Consider the following 19,714-nt stretch of genomic DNA (forward strand, 5'->3'; position numbering starts at 1 on the left):
AAAGTTGAATACAACCTAGATACTCGGAACTGTTAGTACTTCTCATCTTTTTATACCAATCAAAAACACCTAATTCCAACTCATTCTGAGGAATTTAGATATTTTATCATCATCTGAACTGATTCCAAATTTTAACTTAGTATCACTGATGGAATCTTATCACCGAATAATATCACATATGTAAGCAATAATACACTAAATTTAATTAATTTCTTTTTCATCTTGCGACTCCTGTTCCAATAAATCTATAAAGAATGACTGAGCTAAATTTTTTAAGAGCTCGTCGCCTTCTAAGTCATAAACAACTATTGATTTTTTGACCATATCAATTGCTTCTGAAATAATGGAGCGTTTTGCTAATATGTTGGCTCTCATTAACAAAGTATTGCCTAGCATAAATAGGGTATTTCGACTCTTTAATATTTCTAGTGATTCTGCATTATAAACCAAGGCTTTTTCAAACTTGTTACACAGGTACAAAATTCTAGAATATCCGTATTGAAATAATACTTTCAACTCCCAATCATTTGACTCATGATAGTGATGAATGAGACTTTCATATTGGTTCATTGATGCTACATACTCTTCTAACTCCGAATATATTCCTGCAATAGCAATACCAACTCGTAAAAATAGATTAGCATTTTCAACCAAAGTAGGCCGCAACCCTTCCAAAATCTCTAAAGCCTCATTTGACTTTTTGTATTTCCCAAATAACAATACCCCATTAAGGTATTGTATATATTGCATTTGAATCGGAGATACAGAATCTTTTGAAATAAATTGTAAAAAATATTCCAATGTATCATACTCTCTTCGGTAAAGAATGGATTTCAACTCATCCGTAAGAATCGATTCCTCTGTACTCTTCTTTAATTGAAACAATTCCAGTATCACACTAGAATCAATGTCTAATTTTTTGACGAGCTTAAAAAATAATTCGACTGATGGAGAAACTTCAGCTTTTTCAATTTTACTAATAACTGCTTGAGCACAAATACCCTCAGACAGTTCTTTTTGACTAAATCCTTTCTCCAAACGCGTCCGCTTAATAAGACTAGCAATTTTTTCTTTCACAATTCACATTCCAATTCATAGTATTTTCTCTATTGTACCACTATTCGGATGAATTTCCCATATCTCATCGTATAGGCCAAGATCCGACTCTGAATAGTGATGAGCAACCTCAAAGATTGTAATTGGTAAATTGGCAAGTTTTTTACGAATGAGGGCTGAGGATTGTTTATCAATTGCCGATGTCCCCTCATCAACTAACAAGATTTTCTTATTATGAAGGAGGGCTCTGGCAATCTCAATACGTTGTTTTTGTCCTCCTGATAACTGCGCCCCATTTTCACCATAATATTTCTCTAGACAATCTTCACCTAGCTCTTCTACCAAACCCAGTTCTGAAAGCAAGGCTAACAACTCCTCCTCACGGACAGACTCAAGTGCCATTAGGAGATTCTCTTTTAAGCTTGCCTCAAAATAGTAGGGTGATTGTTGGATTCTTGCCATTTGAATGCTAGGATTGTTTATTTTCTTCTGATGATTTAATACAGATATTTCCCCTTCCAACGGTTGCAGTACACCCTGTATGCTATCTAGTAAGGTCGTCTTTCCACTTCCTGAAGCTCCTCTAATAAGTATTTTACGACCATACGGGACTGTGGCATTAAAATTTTTGATAATTGCTGCCCCATGTCCAATGGCTACTCCTGAAAAATGAATCTCAGGCGTCAATATTGATTCATCAATATGATTTTCAGACACTTCCTGTTGCTGAGAATCCTGTAACATTTTCTCTAATTTTTTTCGAGTTGGCTCCGTTGATTGTATCATCCGTAAATAGTTCGAAACATTTCTAAATGGATAGATAACACGGTCGCTAGCTAAAAATAAAGCGATAACAATACTAGCATCTAGTTTCCCTTGGGTTACAAATACTAGAGCTACAGTTATTGGAACAATATAACTTAACCACGATAGCATGGAAGAAACGAGATTAACTATGCTGTGTTTATTATTTAATGCCTCATTACTATTTTCTAAGTCATTGACAACTGTCTCAGTCATCCCTAAAAACTTACGATTCGCACCATATGTCCATAGAACCGAAAAACCTTGAAAAATATCTTTTATGCTACGAATAAATTTCTCATTCGACTTTGTAAAGTGCTCTGTTGCCGTTCCTAGATATTTGCTAAATAGTACGGCTGGCAACATTGGAAGAAATGAGAAAATAATAAATAATACAGAAATTGCAGGACTTAGATAGACAAGATATATCAATGAAACTGCCCCTAAAAGACTGTAGTATAAGCAATCAAAGAGAACAGAAAAATATTTATCTTCTACTAATTTTAAATCTACTGTTAATACCGCAAGAGACTCTGTAACATCTAATGCATTTCCCTTATTTCCAAGATAGTTTAACAGTTCCATCTTATACTTTTTATGCAGATTTTTTAGTAAATCGTTTTTTATTATTGAAACAAATAAATCTGATAATTGAATCAATAAATAGAACAATATACTGCAACCAGCGAATAGTAAAACATCTTTTACAGTTGATTCCGAGCTAAATTGACTAACTCTCGAAATAACTTGAGACATAATAATACCGTCAAAACTCGCTCCTACCAATGCAAGCAAGAGTAAACATATTTTAAACTTAGGCAATATTCTCCACACCTGTTTTAATTTCATAATCCGTCCTCCATTTTTTAAAGATTTCATCAAGTAAATATAAAGTAAACTCTGAGGGTGCTGTTTGCACACCTTGCTTATATTTTACGTATCTGTATAAGACAAGTATAGAATACTTTTTCAGAAAAATCAATTACTTTTTTTGTATATTTTATAATTTTTGTGATATTTTTGAATTATATTTTGTTGTTCAGTATGTTTTTTTACTAAAAATCTATCTAAAGAGAAAAATTTACTTTACAGATTTAACTAGATATAAAAAGTCTGAAAATGATTTTAGGTGAAAAAGTCTGTTAACAAAGATAGGGACACCTTTAGGTGAAAAGAAGAATGAATAAAATTTTTAAAACACATAGAAACACGAAAACAGCCGACCGCGGTCGACTGTTCTCTAGGAGATTATATGAAAAAGATATGCCAGCCGTTTGAGCTTTAGCTCTTACGGATGACGATACTGAATGAAATTCAGTAAAGTTGTTCGCTATTTCTAGCTTGAATATAGTATATGGCTACTAACTTAAAAGAAACTGAAAGTTTTCTTAGCCTTATCTTAAATTGATTCTTGTTTTGAATACCTATACTGAAAAAATAGCACCCCTGCTCGGAAGGCATTATCTAAAATCGTTGCAATCCAAATGGCTGACAAACCGATTTTAAAAAATGTTACAAGTAAATAAGCTATGCCAATCCGCACTAGCCACATACCGATAGTTGTGGCATAAAAGGGTAATCTAGCATTTCCTAAACCTTGCCACAGAGCTGTCAAAATAAGAGTACCAGCTGTAAAGGGAACTCCCAACATGGCATAAAATAATACTGTTTGACTAGCTTGTGCTCCTTGAATATCCTTAGTATAAAGATCGATTAGGAAAGGACCCGCAAAATAAGTCACACCAGCTACCAAAAACATAAACAGCAAAGAAAGGCCAAAGCTTGTTCGAAAAATATGTCGGACCATAGCCTTATCCTGTCTGTGTTTCGCTGTAAGGATGATTGTCGCGGTAGCAATCCCTAAAGCCGGTATATAATTAAACTGCGTCAGGGTTTCTCCAATCGCATTTCCAGCTACCGTCGCTGTTCCTAAGCTGGTAATCAAAGCTACGACTACCACATCTCCCACCCGCATCATCAACCGTTCACCAGTTGCTGGCAGGGCAAGTCTAAGCAGTTCTTTATCAAAGGACCAGGTCCATGGTTTTAAAGAAATCGGTAAGCGAGACCAAAGCAGACTACAACCAATCAATCGCGATAATACCGTTCCAATCGCAACCCCAGCTACACCTGCATGAAGCACAAAGACTGCAAATGCTGAAAATAGTGCATTTAAAATGTTAGAAAGTAGACTGATATACATAGGAAAACGTGGTTCCCACAAGGTTCGTAAGATTGCACTCAAACTTGTCATAAGTCCCAAAAAAAGCGCTCCCCCACCAACCAATATCAAATAAAGACCTCCAGCCCGTACCACTTCTGACTCTGCCCCCAAGCTAGTAAGTACTATTGGACCTGCCAGAACTGAAAAAATTCCTAAAAGAAGACCGATAAAAACTGTAAACTTGACACTTTCACTAGCAGTTCCTCCAATGCCTTCTGAGTCCTCTTCACCCAAAGTCTGAGCCAAACGAGAAGACACCGCTGCTGCTAGGGCAATAAAAACCGCCTGATAGACGGCTAAAATATTATTAGCAAGAGAAACTCCAGACAAAGCTACGATGCCAATACTGGCTACTAGATAAGAGTCTACTACTCCCATTAACATCTGGAGAAGGTTTTCCCCCATGGCTGGAAAGGCAATGGTTAAAATTTCTTTATAGGTTTGTTTGTTCATAATCTCTATTTCAACTGTTTAATATCTACTATTTTATCACAAACAAGATTCAATAGCTCTTCATCGTGAGAAATTAACAAAACCAACTTATTCTTCATTTTTAAGTCTACTAAAGCGGTAGCAACTTGTTGCATTCGTCTCAAATCCAAGCCGCTCGTCGGTTCATCAAAAATGAAAATTTCCTTATCTGCCAGTAAGCTGGCCACTATCATCACGCGCTGTTGTTCACCACCCGATAAACTAACCGGATGCCTCTCCAACAAGTCCGATAGACCAAAACGAGCTACCAAACGTTCATCGACAGCTCTATTTTTCCTTCCAAGAGTAAGTTCTCGCTTAACATTTTCCGCAAATAGTTGGAGTCGAACATCCTGCATAACAAAGGCTGTTTTTTCCAATCTCTGGCGACCAGACAAGGTTTGACCTTGCCAAGACATCCTACTCTTCTTATCTTCCGCTAAACCGACCAGATAACGAGCAAGGCTTGTTTTTCCAGAACCATTCGATCCAACCAAACCCACCACCTGTCCTGGTGCCAAACAGAGTTTTTCAATCTCGTAGAGAGTATTCTCTTTCTGACTTACCGATAAATTTTCAACAAGTAACCCCTCTTTATCATTAACAAACTGGTCTGCCAGCTCCGCTATTGCCCGCCCATAAGGCTCCGAGTCATAACAACGCAGTCCCATATCCTGACGGCATTCTTCTGTCCGGCTTAAAAACTCATCTGCTAGATAATCCGTCACCACTTGCCCATCTTGAAAATATAAATAGCGATCTGCCAACTGACTGAGATAAGACAGTCTATGCTCGGCAATAATGATGGTCTTTCCTTGGCTTTTTAAAGTTTTCAAGATGTCCTGTACAATCGCAATCCCTTCCTGATCTAGGTTGGCAGTCGGCTCATCTAAAACCAAGACACCTGTCCCTTGCATAGCTGCAACGGCCAAGGCTAGACGTTGTTGCTGACCACCTGATAGACTGGAAATCGTTCGCTGGCTAAGAGAAGCCAAACCAAATAATTCCATAACCCAAGCCAGGCGATTCTCGATTTCTTCTCTTGACAAACCCTGATTTTCACAAGGGAAAACCAATTCCTGCAAGACCTGACTATGAAAAAATTGAGTAGACGGATGCTGAAAGACTGAAGCAATGTGCCGAGATATTTCTTCCAGACTAGATTTTTGTAAATCCAAGTCCCCTAAGAAAATTTGTCCCGAAAGCTGAGCAGGATAATATTCTGGCGTCAAACCATTTAACACCTTGAGAAAACTAGACTTCCCAGAGCCACTCTCCCCACATAAAACAACACACTGGCCTTTTGGAATGGTCAGATCCTCTATCTGCAAGGCTGGTTTATCTGCTCCTGAATAAGTTAATGCTACATTTTTTACCGTCACAGCCGGACGAGAATCAGAAAACCGAGACAACATAAACAAAGACTCCAATCTAGCACGGTCCAAGACGACCGAATATATGCAGGTGATTTCGTAGATACAGCCAAACCTTTTGTCAGACTGGCTACTGTCAATTCCTGAGCTGTTCGCAAGAGAGACATCATCAAGGGAACCAAGAAAAACTCCATGTACTGGAGTGGCTTACAAACCACATCTCTCTTCCGTAAAAAAATTCCTCTAACCTTCAAAGAGGCACAAATCGTACGAGCATCCTGTTTAATGGCAGGTAGGAAACGAAACATTACTCCCAACGTCAAAAGAAATACTTCTGGCAGGTGCCATTTCCGCAAGCCATGAATGAGTTCGTAACCACTTGTCGTCATCAGTAATAGATGTCCTGCCAAAAGCGGAGGCCATGTATAGATCAATACAAGCAACAAATGCGTCAGCCATGCTGGTAAAAATGTAATATAGGACAACAGACAAAAAATAGAATAGGCTATCGGACTCATTATAGCCATTTTCCGCTTTCCAGAAAACCAGAAAAGCAGGCTAAGGCCTAAGACCAGCACTGCATTTTCTAATATTGTAAGCCTCATCCCATAGGTAAAACTAGTGAAGATGACGAGAATAATTTTTGTACGAGCATCTAATTTCATGAAAGATAACCTGATTGTTTAAAATAGCGCTGAAGCATATATTGACCAAACAAACCACTGATAAGAGCTGTTAAGATAATGGTCGTTGACAACCATAGCACATTCTCTGGAGTGAAATCAAGCATGACACAAGCGATGTATTCTGCTGATTTTCCACGTGCCAAAAGATTGGCCTCATAGGCATCTCGCATGAACCACATAAGAATAATAGGTCCTAAGTTTCCAAAAGAGAAAATGATATAGCTAAGAAGATTGGTCCATTTTTGTTTATAGCGACCTGACTTCGCTACCATTTCTGCCAAAAAACCAAAGGTCAAACTTGGGAGAAAGGCCGCTGTCATATAGCCTGATAGGAAAAAGAAACAGGCCATTACTGCTCCAACCAGACTAATTGAACCAAATTTACCAACCTTGGCTACCAATAACATATAAACAGGCCCTGCCAAAAGGGCTGCTCCAGCAGGTGCATACATCATGTTACCCGAACGATCAAAAACCAAGCTCAACAAGGTTCCTAGACCAACACAAACAAAGTAGAGGGCAGCAAAAGCCCCTGTTACCATCAGATCTTTTACTTGTAATTTCTTCATTTATTTTTCCTTTACTAATTGTCCGTCTTCCAAGCGGAAAATGGTATCCGCACAGCCCATGGTCGAGCTTCTATGAGAAATCAAGAAGACCATGCCCTGACAGTGTTCCTTAACCAGCTGGATAAAGCGGGCTTCATTGAGCGAATCTAGGTTACTAGTTGGCTCATCAAAGATATAGCAATCCGCATTTTTGAGCAGGGCTCGCATGAGTTCCAAGCGTTGCCCCTCTCCTGCTGAAAAATCACTGGCCTCCACAAGCGTATCCAAGCCCTGCGGTGCTGCCAAAATCCGTTCTTTCATGTGGCATTTTTCTGCCAAGTCCATGATGGTTTCATCCGACACATCTGTCCGACCCAAGACAAGATTTTCACGAATGGTCTGGCGGAAGATTTGCGGTACCTGAGGTACATAGGCAAAGGAGCCTTGTAAATGGGCCTTGTCTGCCTTCCGACTATCCAAGCCAGACAGGCGGATTTGACCTTGCTGCCAATCGTACCACCGCATGATTAGTTTCATCAAGGTGGATTTTCCTGCACCGGACTCACCGACCAGACCAATGATGCCACCCTGTTCAAACTGGACAGACAGATTACGATAGATCCCTGCTTCTCGAACATCATAGTCGAAGTCAACTTGCTCAATAGCAATGTCCGTCACGCTGACCTCAACCAAGTCACCTGTTCGCTCTGCTTCTTTTTCATCCAAAAGAGCATAGATGTTCCGACCAGCATTCATAGCCCGCTTGAAACCAAGAGGCAGACGGCTGAGTTCCAAGAAGGGAGCAAAGGAACTGGTAAAGGACACCAGAAGGGCTACTCCTGTCGCCAAGTCCAAGCTCTGACTGCCAACCAAGTCGAAGGTCAGCCAGGCAAAGCCCATGATAGACAAGCCAACCACTAGGAAAGAAACGGCATACTGCATGAAGTTAGTTTGAGCGACCTTTCGCTCCTGACCATTGACCTCTTGACTTTTCTGCGTCAGCTTGGCAAAACGAGCATCTGTCTGCTGGAACTGCATCAGGTCCTTCATGCTTTTGAGACTTTCGATAAAGTAGAAAACATAGCCCTTACGGCTAGCATTTTGTTCCTTGAGCAAGGGTTCCAGCTGCTTGGCAAACTGATTTGGAATAGCAATTGCCAACAGAGCATAGGTCACTAGAGCCAAGAGGGACAAGCCCCAGCTGGATAGCGCAAAATAGACCGTCAAACCAAGAGCCACTAGAATCCCTGTACAAATGGGAGCAATGGTATGGGCAAAGAAAACCTCCAAGGCCTCAATGTCCTCCCCAATCATCTTAAGCAGGCTACCACTGTCCTGTCGGTCCAATTTCCCAGGAGCCAAGGCCCGCAGTTTTGCGAAAATCAAACGACGATAGGCCGCCAGCGTATGAAAGGCCACATAATGACCAAAGTAATGCTCACCGTAGCGGAAGGCACCACGGAAAAGCGCTAGGAGAATGAGTATTCCCAAGGTCCATAGCGGAGCAGGATTGCCAGTAAGGGCATCAAAAGCCAGATAGACCAGCGTAACTGGAATAGCAATGGTCACCACCTGTCCCAAGACCGCAAAGCAAACCGCCACCGCAATCCGTGGCAAGAGGTGCTTCATGGACTGCAAGAGTCTCGGAATCAGCACACTTGTTGGCATTTCTTTCTTATCCATAAACTGCTTCCTCCAATTCTCTTTGTTGATCGACCAGCTGACCATAGGCCCAGCTAGTCTGATAAAGCGTAGCATGATTGCCTGTCACAGCCCCCTCCGCAGACAGGAAGAGGATGTCATCTGCCTGCTCCACTTGTTTCATCTTATGTGTAATAATAATCACAATCGCATCCTTGGCCACCAAGTTAATGAGGTCGTAAATCAAGCCTTCATTGTCCTGATCGACGCTGGACGTCACCTCGTCAAAGATATAGAGCGAGCGTTTGGCCAAGACCGCACGGGCACAGATAACCTGCTGGCGTTGACCAGGCGACAAGAAAGCACCGTCATCACCCACAATCGTATCCAAACCGTCTGGCAAATTCTTGACAAACCGCAAGACCCCATGCTGATCTGCCCAAGCCAAGATGTCCTCCTTGGACCAGTCACAAGCCATCCGCAAGTTATCATAGATAGACTGGTTGAGTAGGGTTGACTGGCCCGATACATAGAGGACCTGCTCATTCAGAGACAACTGGCTAACAGTCGAAATCTCCTGCTCACCCAAGAAAATAGCTCCCTTATCCGCCCGCAAGCGTCCCAAGAGCAGCTGGGCCAAGGTCGTTTTCCCCTGCCCTGACTCACCGGCCAAGGCATAGACCTTTCCAGCCGTCATGGTCATGGAAATATCTTCTAGGACTGGCTTTTCTCCGTAGGCAAAGGCCAGATTTTCCAGTTTCAGACTGTCAAAAGCAGGCACATGGGCAGCATCGATTTCCTGCTCCGCTGTCATGCTGTCCAAGAAACCAAAAATGCGATCCGCCATCTTGGTATTCATCATAACCAAGTGCATACCGTAGCCCTGCTCCCGTATGGGTGCAAAAAACTCCGTCGCAATGAGGACAAAGAAGAGCATGCTAAAGAGGGACAAATTGCCTGCCGCTAGGCTATTGACCGCCACAAAACCAGACAGTCCAATCCCCAGATACATGACCGCATCCATGTAGCCCACCGCTTGCAGCTGAAAGCTGAGCAACTCCATGGTCGCATCGCGGAAGTCCTCAGCCTGTTCATTGAAGGTCTTCTCATAGGTCGCGTCCGCCTGATAGGAATAGAGCGTATTGAGGCCCTTGAGGTCATCCAGGAAAAGATTGCCCACATCCATATAGGAACCCCAATAGCGATTCATGATCCGCTTGGACCGCTTCTGCATGGCGATGATGGAAATGGGAATCAGAGGCAAGGCCAAGATGAAAATGACCGCACCCAGCGGGAAAATCAGAAAAACCAGCAAAAGAACCGTCGCACAGTTGAACTGGGTCCGCAAGGAAGAAGCCATGTAATAAGAATAGTAGGTATCCAGACTATCAATCCCCTGGGAAGCGATGTTAAAGACATCCGCCGCTGTCGCTTTTGACTCAAACTGACCGTCCTTGGCCAAGAGAGCCTCGAAGAAGGACTGTTTGAGCGAATCCCGAGCAAACTGGGAACCCAAGCCCTGCAAACGCTTAGCAATCAAAGCCGCACCATAACCAAAGGCATTGAGACCTAGCAAGATGAGGACAAACCGTACTAAATCAACCTGTCCGCCCTCATAGTAGGTCACAAAACCCTTAGCAATCAGGTAGAAGGAAATAATCCGCATCAAAAATTGCACCCAGGATAGAAAGGCCGCCAAATAGACCAGCTTCATCTTGGGCTTGATGCGTTCTTTGAGCCGCTTCAAGAGGGCTTTTTTCTTTTCTCTGGAGATTTTCTCCTGTTCTTGTGCCATAGTTCACCTATTTTTTCATTTTATCATCACACTGATGTGTGTCAAACTAGCTCCTATTATACCATTCTTTGAATTGTCTGTAAATTTTAATTTAAACAATACAAAGAAAACAAACTGCTCAGCTGAACAGTTTGTTAGCAATCATTTATAGATTAAACACCCAAATAGCGTTCTACTTCAACCTGCATATCTGCAGCTGCAACGACGGTAGTGTGGCGGACAGGTGCCGTTTCCAAGCCGTCCACAGCTGGTGGCAAGGCTACACCTGAAATCTCATGCAATTTTGCAAGGGCTTCAAAGTCGGTCAAGCCTGACTGGCCTGTCACAGCCTCAACCGCAACCACCGGGAACTTGTAAGGACTAGCAGTTGACGCAATCACTGTCGGAGTTTGGTCTCCTGTTTGCTCCACATACTGTTTATAGACAGCTGAGGCAACAGCCGTATGTGGGTCTTCAATGTAGTCTGACTCGTCATAGACACGCTTGATTTCCGCAGCGGTTTCTTCTTCTGTCGCAAAGGCGGCAGCAAAGAGAGAGAGGATATCCGCGTCAGCCCCTTGAATGTCATACTGACCAGCTGTGTTCAAGGCTTCCATCAGCTCGGCTGTTTTTGCAGCGTCATTGCCAAAGAGGTGGAAAATCAAGCGCTCCAAGTTAGAGGACACCAAGATGTCCATGGACGGACTGGTGGTCACGCGGAAGGTACGGTTCTTGTCGTAAACGCCTGTCGAGAAGAAGTCGGTCAGAACGTTGTTGTCGTTGGACGCACAGATGAGCTTGCCAACTGGCAGACCGATTTGTTTGGCGTAATAAGCCGCCAAGATGTTTCCAAAGTTTCCTGTTGGAACGGTGAAGTTGACCTTGTCGCCCGCCGCAATCTCGCCAGTCTTAACCAGCTGAGCGTAGGCATAAACATAATAAACAATCTGTGGCACCAAGCGGCCGATGTTCATGGAGTTGGCAGATGAAAACTGGAGTTTCTTAGCCGCCAATTTGGCACGGAGGGCCTCATCATTGAACATGTGCTTGACATTGGTCTGGGCATCGTCAAAGTTTCCGTCAATAGCCACCACGTGCGTGTTAGCCCCTGTCTGCGTGGTCATCTGCAATTCCTGAACTTTCGACACCCCGTCACGTGGGTAGAAGACAATGATTTGCGTGCCTGGGACATCCGCAAAGCCAGCCATAGCCGCCTTGCCTGTATCGCCTGAAGTCGCTGTCAAGATGACAATCTCGTTTTCCAAACCATGCTTTTTCGCCGCAGTCGTCATCAAGTAAGGCAGGATAGACAGTGCCATATCCTTAAAGGCAATGGTTGAGCCACGGAAAAGCTCCAAGTTGTATTGACCTTTTAGCTTAACCACTGGGGCAATAACTGGTGTGTCAAACTTGCTGTCGTAGGCGTTATTGATACAGTAGTCCAGTTCATCTGCCGTAAAATCATCCAAGAAAGCCGACAAAATCAACTTGGCAACTTCTTGATAAGAAGCGTCTTTGAGAACTGAAAAATCCAAGTCAACTGTTGGAATGGAAATCGGTGTAAACAAACCACCATCTGTCGCCAAGCCCTGCAAAATCGCCTGACTAGCCGATACAGTATTTTTAGCATCGCGTGTTGATTGATAAACTAGTGTCATGGTATCCCTCATAAAAAATCTATTTTTTCTATTCTACCATAAATTGACAGAAAATTGTGAAAGATAGATAGAAAAGTCTTTTTTTCTCGGCTAAACCCTAACTTTCCAACCACTTTCGCTTTTTACAGAATCTCCACCATTATTTCTAAACAAACAATCCCCTATTTTTAAAATAGAGGATTGTCTTACGATATTTGGAGGCAATTTACCTGTAAATCCTACTCCGTTCAACTGAGTAGGATACGATTTGCTACTCCTACCTAGACTTTTTCTAGTCCTAAGTCTTTCTAGGCAGATTGACGAAACTACCCAAACCATCAAGGAATGATTTTCTAAACGAGACAAGGCAAAGCGACGTAGGCATAACTAAAGTTAGGCAAGGAGCTTTAACGATGTATCGTGACGAAAATCCTTACTTGATGCGACCTGGACGCTCTTTGTAACCATAATAAGCATCTTCGATGATTTCTTGCATGTGGTCAACCATTGCTAGACGTGGGTTAGCTGGTGTACATTGATCTTCGTAAGCAAGAAGAGCCAATTCGCGAGAGTGTTCTTTGAGTTCTTTCTCGTCGATACCTTGTGCTTTCAAGTTCATTTGGATACCGATGCGCTCACCGAGGTCGTAAACTGCTTGTGCGTAGGCAGCAACTGCTTCTTCTGGTGTTGAGCATGGCAAACCGAGCATACGTGCGATGTCTTGGTATTTTTCATCCGCTTTGTAGTAGTTGTATTTAGGCCATGTCGCTGTCTTAGCTGGACGTGTACCGTTGTAGCGGATTACGTATGGAAGTAAGATAGCGTTTGTACGACCGTGAACTGTGTGGAAACGTCCACCAATCTTGTGGGCCATTGAGTGAGAAATACCTAGGAAGGCGTTGGCGAAGGCCATACCTGCAATGGTTGATGCGTTGTGCATTTTCTCACGTGAGTGGAAGTCCGCATTCTTCACTGAACTTTCAAGGTTTTCAAAAACAAGTTTAATAGCTTGGAGAGCTAAACCGTCCGTGAAGTCATTAGCTACTGTTGAAACATAGGCTTCCGTAGCGTGAGTCAATACGTCCATACCAGTATCTGCTGTAACGTGTGCAGGTACTGTCAATACGAGTGCTGGGTCAACGATTGCCACAGTTGGTGTCAATGAGTAGTCAGCGATTGGGTATTTACGGTTGTTTGCTTTATCAGAGATAACGGCAAACGGTGTTACTTCTGAACCTGTACCTGATGTTGTTGGAATCGCAATAAACTTAGATTTTTTACCAAGCTCTGGGAACTTGAAGGCACGTTTACGGATGTCCATGAATTTCTGAACCAGGTCATGGAAGTCAACTGTTGGTTGCTCGTAGAAGAGCCACATAACTTTGGCAGCATCCATTGGTGAACCACCACCAAGGGCGATGATTGTATCAGGTTTGAAGGTACGCATCAATTCTGTACCCTTGTAAACTGTTGTGATATCTGGATCTGGTTCAACGTCTGAGAAGATTTGGTAAACCACTTTATTACGACGGAGATCCAACTGTTCGATGATACGATCTAGGAATCCAAGTTCTACCATGGCACGGTCTGTAACGATCATGACACGTTCAACGTCACGACATTTTTGGAGATATTGGATAGAATCACGTTCGAAGTATGTTTTAGAAGGAACTTTAAACCATTGCATATTATTTCTACGTCTTCCTACTTTCTTGATGTTGAGCAAGTTCATAGCACTTACGTTATCACTGATTGAGTTGCGTCCGTAAGAACCACAACCAAGTGTCAATGATGGCAAGAATGCGTTGTAAACATCACCGATACCACCGAAAGTAGATGGAGAGTTCCAAATAACACGGATAGCACGTACGATTGTACCAAACTCTTTCGCCAATTCTGCGTCTTCCGTATGAATAGCTGCAGAGTGACCGAGACCGTGGAATTCAACCATTTGGCGAGCCGCTTCAAGACCTTCTGCACGACCGTCAACTTTCAAGACGGCAATAACAGGTGACAATTTCTCACGAGTCAATGGTTCTTTTTCACCGATTTCAGCAACCTCAGCTGCCAAGATGTTTGTACCTTCTGGTACTGAGAAGCCAGCCTGCTCAGCAATCCATGCAGCTGGGCGACCAACGATGTCTGCATTCAGTTTGCCTTCTGCACAGTTTTTGCTGTTAGCTTTCACACCGAAGCAGTATTCTTCAAGAAGAGCTTTTTCTTTCTTATTAACGAAGTAAGTTTTGTAAGACTTGAATTCTGCTACAAACTCATCGTAAACTTCTTTATCAATGATAACTGCTTGTTCTGACGCACAGACCATACCGTTGTCAAATGACTTAGACATAACGATGTCATGTGCCGCCTGGCGGATGTTTGCTGATTTTTCAACATAGGCTGGAACGTTACCAGCACCTACACCAAGAGCTGGTTTACCACAAGAGTAAGCCGCACGCACCATTGCGTTACCACCAGTTGCAAGGATTGTTGCAATACCGTCGTGCTTCATCAACTCTGAAGTTGCTTCCATAGATGGTTTTGTTACCCACTGGATACAGTTTTCAGGGGCACCAGCTGCCACAGCTGCTTCATAGACAACACGAGCTGCATGAGCAGAAGATTCTTGTGCAGATGGGTGGAAGGCAAAGACAATTGGATTACGTGTCTTCAAGGCAATCAATGATTTAAAGATTGCTGTAGAAGTTGGGTTTGTTGTTGGAGTGATACCACAGATAACACCAACTGGCTCGGCAATCAAGGTCAAACCTGTCACTTCGTCTTCTTCAATGACACCAACTGTTTTTGTATGGCGCATATTGTTAACCACGTGCTCGCAGGCAAACAAGTTTTTCGTTGCCTTATCTTCGAATACACCACGTTGGGTTTCTTCAAAGGCATGCATTGCCAATTCACCGTGCTTATCAAGAGCAGCTACCGAAGCCTTAGCTACAATGTAGTCTACTTCTTCTTGACCAAGTTTGCGGAACTCATCAAGAGCAACCAAACCTTTTTGAACAAGCTCATCAACGTGTTTGCGAGCTTCTACTAATTTTTCTTCTGGTGATACAACTTTTTTATCAGCCATTGTGTTCCTCCAAATTTTCTTGTCAACATTTTGTTAACTTTTTCACAATGTTATTCTACAACTTTTATTTTTATTTGTAAAGAGAAATTGTTAATTTTTTCACATTTTTTCTGTTTTGTCATAGTAAGCGCTTGCTTTTTCTTTTTTCAGAAAACATTCAGATTTGTTTCTGCTTTGTTTGGTCGAAAAATATATAAAGTAAGACAAATCTTTATCATTTATTCTTTCTCTAACATTTACGATACTAGTTTGCCAAGAAAACGCTTCCATGTAAATAGATTTTTTTGAAAAAGTTTGGATAAATTTCTGGTTTTTTCCATTTATAGATATTAATTTAAATCTATTGATATACTTGCTTTATTTTTGTTTTTGTGATATTATTAACAAAAATAAATTATATTAACACATTCAAAAAATGTGCTGCAATAAATAGGAGGTCTGCCATGAAAGCAGTTGTTGTTAATCCAGAATCTACTGGTGTTGTCGTTGTTGAAAAAGAACTTCGTCCACTTGAAGCTGGCGAAGCTTTGGTCCAAATTGAGTACTGTGGTGTTTGTCACACTGACCTCCACGTTGCCAATGGTGATTTTGGTAAGGTTCCTGGTCGCGTTCTTGGTCACGAAGGTATCGGTATCGTGACTGAAATTGCTCCTGATGTGACCAGCTTGAAGGTCGGCGACCGTGTCAGCGTTGCTTGGTTCTTCCAAGGCTGTGGTATGTGTGAATATTGTACAACCGGTCGCGAAACTCTCTGCCGTACCGTAAAAAATGCAGGCTACTCTGTTGACGGTGGTATGGCTGAGCAATGTATTGTAACAGCAGACTATGCAGTAAAAGTTCCAGAAGGTCTTGATCCAGCTCAAGCAAGTTCTATCACTTGTGCTGGCGTTACTTGCTACAAAGCGATTAAAGAAGCTCACTTGGAACCAGGTCAATGGATCGCTATCTATGGTGCTGGCGGACTCGGAAATCTTGCTGTACAATACGCTAAAAAAGTCTTCAACGCTCATGTTATCGCTGTAGACATTAATAATGATAAATTGGAACTCGCCAAAGAAGTTGGTGCAGATGTGACGATTAACGGACTTGAAGTAGAAGATGTTCCTGGATATATTAAAGAAATTACTGGTGGCGGTGCTCACTCAACTGTCGTAACGGCTGTTTCCAAAGTAGCCTTCAACCAAGCTATTGACAGCGTTCGTGCAGGCGGTTATGTAGTGGCTGTCGGACTTCCATCTGAATATATGGATCTCAGCATTGTGAAAACTGTATTAGATGGTATCAAGGTTGTCGGCTCTCTGGTTGGTACTCGTAAAGACCTAGAAGAGGCCTTCCACTTCGGTGCTATGGGACTAGTTGTTCCAGTCGTTCAAAAACGTCCAGTCGAAGATGCCGAAGCAGTCTTTGATGAAATGGCAGCGGGAACTATTCAAGGCCGCATGGTCTTAGACTTCTGCCACTCACACTAATGCGTTCTCCACTATTTTCAAGAAGTGATTATCCAATCGCTTCTTTTTTGCTTTCTAAAATAAAAAGAAGCAGCTTTAGACTACTGCTTCTCCAATTCTTCTAAAATACTTGCAAAATCTATTTTGAGTGCTTCCAAGCTTGTTTCAACTTGACTTCTTGTCTGGTTATTTTTGACCACAACCTGTCCAGATTCGATTTCGCTACCACCCAGGGTAATGATGGCCTTGGCTCCAAAGACATCTGCTGACTTAAACTGGGCCTTGAGCTTGCGGTCCAGATAGTCACGCTCTGCACGGAAACCTTGCTTGCGGATGGCTTGAACCAGCTCAAGCGCTCCGCTATTGGCCTCCTGACCTAAAACCGCGATGTAAACATCTAACTGGGTGTCGAGAGGGAGCTCGATGCCTTGCTTTTCAAGGACTAGGATGAGGCGCTCAATGCCCATGCCAAAACCAAAAGCTGGTGTTTCTGGTCCGCCAAAGTAGGTCACCAAACCGTCGTAACGTCCACCGGCACAGATGGTCAGGTCGTTACCACCCACTTCTGTCATAAACTCGAAAATGGTGTGGTTGTAGTAGTCCAAACCACGCACCATGTTGGTGTCAATGGTGTAAGCAATACCTAGGCTGTCCAACATAGACTTGACCGCTTCAAAATGAGCTGTACTTTCTTCATCTAGATAGTCCAAGATGGATGGTGCATTTTCCACTGCGACCTTGTCTTCTTTTTCCTTGGAATCCAACACACGCAAAGGATTTTCTTCTAGACGGCGCTGGCTATCCTTGGAAAGCTGGTCCTTGAGCGGGGTCAGATAGTCAATCAAAGCCTGACGATAAGCGGCACGGCTCTCTGGATTGCCCAGACTGTTGAGGTGGAGGCGAATGTCCTTGATTCCCAACTCTTCAAAGAAGTGATAGGCCATAGCAATGGTTTCTACGTCTGTCGCTGGGTTATTGGAACCAAAACACTCCACACCAATCTGGTGGAACTGGCGTAGACGACCAGCCTGCGGACGCTCATAGCGGAACATTGGGCCCATGTAATAGAACTTAGCAGGCTTTTGTACTTCTGGAGCAAAGAGCTTGTTTTCTACATAGGAGCGAACAACCGGTGCCGTCCCTTCTGGACGAAGAGTGATATGACGCTCTCCCTTGTCATAGAAATCGTACATCTCCTTGGTCACAATGTCCGTCGTATCGCCAACCGAACGGCTGATCACCTCGTAATGCTCGAAAATCGGTGTGCGAATCTCAGCGTAATTGTACTGTTTGAAAATGCTGCGGGTAAAGTTTTCCACGTACTGCCATTTAGCAGAATCCTGCGGTAGTAAATCCTGTGTTCCTTTTGGTTTTTGTAGTTTCATAGGTCTTCTCACTTCTCTATATCTTGCCCCTTATTTTATCATATTTTAGTCTTTTTTGGAAATGGCAGAGCGGACAAAAAGCCGTGCCTACTGACACGACCTTGTTTAAAAAAACTATTTCTTATCCACAATCTGGAAATTCAAGTCTGCAACTTCGATTTCAACCTCAAGTTTTTCTTCGGAGTTGAGGTTGAGGAGGTTTTCTAAGGCTGTTTCTGCAAAGGCCGCTACTTTTTCTTGGCGTCCTGCGTCATTCAATACTTCCTCGCTTGTCTTATAAATGGCTTCTTGGGATTTATCATTTAGAAATTCCTGAGCCTTTTGTCCAGAAGTGAAGACATCGACAGCCTTGTCTAGCAAACCATTGCTATTATTGCTGATTTTGATTTCTCCATGTTGCTGAGAATCAACTTCAACAAGCACAGGTTTCTTGAAGGTTAAGGTATTGTTTTGAATCTGAACATCAGACTGACCAATGCCCTCCAAGACCAGCTTGAACTCCGTCTGCACAGGAATATCAACGGACATTTCACGTCCTACAAAGAGCTTGGTAATCGGTTCTGTCCAGTCTGGCCATTCCTTTAATTTATTGTTTTCAAAGGTCTGGTTGGCAGTCGTATCCACCTCAGCACCTGCTACAACCAGCTTGCTTTCCGCTTCAAACTTCTTAATGACAAATTCATATTGAACCTTATGGGTTCCCTGGAACCATGCTAGAATGCTATTTCTAAACCAGAAAATACCTATACCTAAAACCAGCAGCAAGACTAAGAGGCTAGCCAACTTTTTCGCAAAAAACTTTCCAACTGTTTTCATACAGCTCTCCTTTATATTGAATAATTGGAACTCGTCCTATAATCATTATATATATATATATATATATGCTGTCAAGTATTTTCTTTCTTTTTTGACTATTTTAGCAAAGTCCTAGATTTTTTCCTATTTTAACCCTTCTCAATAAGCATTACCATTCCAATTAACGGTAAAAGAAATCATTAAAAATTCCCCAAAACTGTCGGAATAGAACAAGCTTTTCAATAATTTTGGCAATCCAAAAAATCTTCCTACTGTCATAGTAAGAAGATTTTTTCATTTTAGCTAACTATCCTTGTTTACGTCTTCTTACACTTGCAAGACCAAGACTAGACAATACTGCCACACCTGCGAGTGCCAACAGACTTGTTTGCTCCCCTGTGTTTGGCAAGGTCTTAGCACGTTCTGCACGTGAGTAAGTAATACCTTGTGGTGTGACGGTGACACCTGCTTGTGGTTTTGTCACCACAACCTTACCGTCAACAACTGTTACATCTTGACCTTTGGTGATAGCGTCTTTGACTGCATCAATATTGATAGCTGGTTTTTCAGCAGCAGTTGGTGCATCTTTTGGTACAGCAACAATGGTTCCATCTGGAAGTGTTGCAATCACATTGTCTTTTGCTTTGTCTTCAAGGTCTTTGAGTTTGTTGTACTCAGCTTGAAGTTCAGCCAATTTGCTTTCTTCTGTTGCAAGTTTAGCAGTAACAGTTTCAAGTTTGTTTTGTGCTGTTTCAGCTTTAGCTTGTGCTTCAGTTAGAGCCGCTTG

Annotated in this window: 14 protein-coding genes; 1 reads left to right on the forward strand and 13 read right to left on the reverse strand. The window is 42.5% G+C overall.

All coding sequences use genetic code 11. From position 1 onward, the window contains the following. Window positions 1-201: 201 nt before the first annotated feature. The 10 genes from P7J49_RS08155 to adhE form a co-directional block, all read right to left on the reverse strand. Window positions 202-1,077: a helix-turn-helix transcriptional regulator gene (locus P7J49_RS08155; RefSeq protein WP_408570382.1), complete on the reverse strand. Its 876-nt coding sequence runs from the start codon at window positions 1,075-1,077 to the stop codon at window positions 202-204. A 15-nt stretch (window positions 1,078-1,092) separates the two neighbouring features. Further along, window positions 1,093-2,709: an ATP-binding cassette domain-containing protein gene (locus P7J49_RS08160; protein WP_408570383.1), complete on the reverse strand. Its 1,617-nt coding sequence runs from the start codon at window positions 2,707-2,709 to the stop codon at window positions 1,093-1,095. A 550-nt stretch (window positions 2,710-3,259) separates the two neighbouring features. Further along, window positions 3,260-4,537, reverse strand: a complete 1,278-nt coding sequence (locus P7J49_RS08165) for an MATE family efflux transporter (protein ID WP_408570384.1) — start codon at window positions 4,535-4,537, stop codon at window positions 3,260-3,262. Window positions 4,538-4,542: 5 nt separating this feature from the next. Next, window positions 4,543-5,970 carry an ABC transporter ATP-binding protein gene (locus P7J49_RS08170; RefSeq protein ID WP_408570385.1) on the reverse strand — a complete coding sequence of 476 codons (1,428 nt, stop codon included), beginning with the start codon at window positions 5,968-5,970 and terminating at the stop codon, window positions 4,543-4,545. Next, window positions 5,934-6,593, reverse strand: a complete 660-nt coding sequence (locus tag P7J49_RS08175) for an energy-coupling factor transporter transmembrane component T (protein WP_408570386.1) — start codon at window positions 6,591-6,593, stop codon at window positions 5,934-5,936. Before P7J49_RS08175 ends, P7J49_RS08170 begins: the two co-directional genes overlap by 37 nt. After that, window positions 6,590-7,183, reverse strand: coding sequence for an MptD family putative ECF transporter S component (locus P7J49_RS08180; RefSeq protein ID WP_408570387.1), 594 nt, complete (start codon window positions 7,181-7,183; stop codon window positions 6,590-6,592). Before P7J49_RS08180 ends, P7J49_RS08175 begins: the two co-directional genes overlap by 4 nt. Continuing rightward, window positions 7,184-8,845: an ABC transporter ATP-binding protein gene (locus P7J49_RS08185; protein WP_408570388.1), complete on the reverse strand. Its 1,662-nt coding sequence runs from the start codon at window positions 8,843-8,845 to the stop codon at window positions 7,184-7,186. Then, window positions 8,838-10,598: an ABC transporter ATP-binding protein/permease gene (locus P7J49_RS08190; protein WP_408570389.1), complete on the reverse strand. Its 1,761-nt coding sequence runs from the start codon at window positions 10,596-10,598 to the stop codon at window positions 8,838-8,840. The genes P7J49_RS08185 and P7J49_RS08190 overlap by 8 nt, the downstream gene beginning before the upstream one ends. 152 nt (window positions 10,599-10,750) lie before the next feature. After that, on the reverse strand, window positions 10,751-12,235 hold the full coding sequence (gene thrC, locus P7J49_RS08195) for a threonine synthase (protein ID WP_408570390.1): 1,485 nt from the start codon (window positions 12,233-12,235) through the stop codon (window positions 10,751-10,753). Window positions 12,236-12,647: 412 nt separating this feature from the next. After that, on the reverse strand, window positions 12,648-15,299 hold the full coding sequence (adhE, locus tag P7J49_RS08200) for a bifunctional acetaldehyde-CoA/alcohol dehydrogenase (RefSeq protein WP_408570391.1): 2,652 nt from the start codon (window positions 15,297-15,299) through the stop codon (window positions 12,648-12,650). Between the two features lie 443 nt (window positions 15,300-15,742). On the opposite strand from adhE, the gene adhP reads away from it, so the two are divergent. Further along, window positions 15,743-16,768, forward strand: coding sequence for an alcohol dehydrogenase AdhP (gene adhP / locus P7J49_RS08205; RefSeq protein WP_029178202.1), 1,026 nt, complete (start codon window positions 15,743-15,745; stop codon window positions 16,766-16,768). A gap of 80 nt (window positions 16,769-16,848) precedes the next feature. Here the strand turns inward: adhP and hisS are convergent, their stop codons facing one another. The 3 genes from hisS to P7J49_RS08220 all read right to left on the reverse strand — a co-directional run. Then, on the reverse strand, window positions 16,849-18,132 hold the full coding sequence (gene hisS / locus P7J49_RS08210) for a histidine--tRNA ligase (protein WP_408570392.1): 1,284 nt from the start codon (window positions 18,130-18,132) through the stop codon (window positions 16,849-16,851). Window positions 18,133-18,246: 114 nt separating this feature from the next. Beyond that, complete coding sequence (locus P7J49_RS08215; RefSeq protein WP_002941202.1) at window positions 18,247-18,948, reverse strand: hypothetical protein; 702 nt, start codon at window positions 18,946-18,948, stop codon at window positions 18,247-18,249. A gap of 286 nt (window positions 18,949-19,234) precedes the next feature. Continuing rightward, window positions 19,235-19,714: LPXTG cell wall anchor domain-containing protein (locus tag P7J49_RS08220; protein WP_408570393.1), on the reverse strand; the 480-nt coding region annotated here is incomplete at its 5' end.

The sequence above is a fragment of the Streptococcus suis genome (assembly GCF_046032515.1).
In the GTDB taxonomy this organism is placed as follows: Bacteria; Bacillota; Bacilli; order Lactobacillales; family Streptococcaceae; genus Streptococcus; species Streptococcus suis_AL.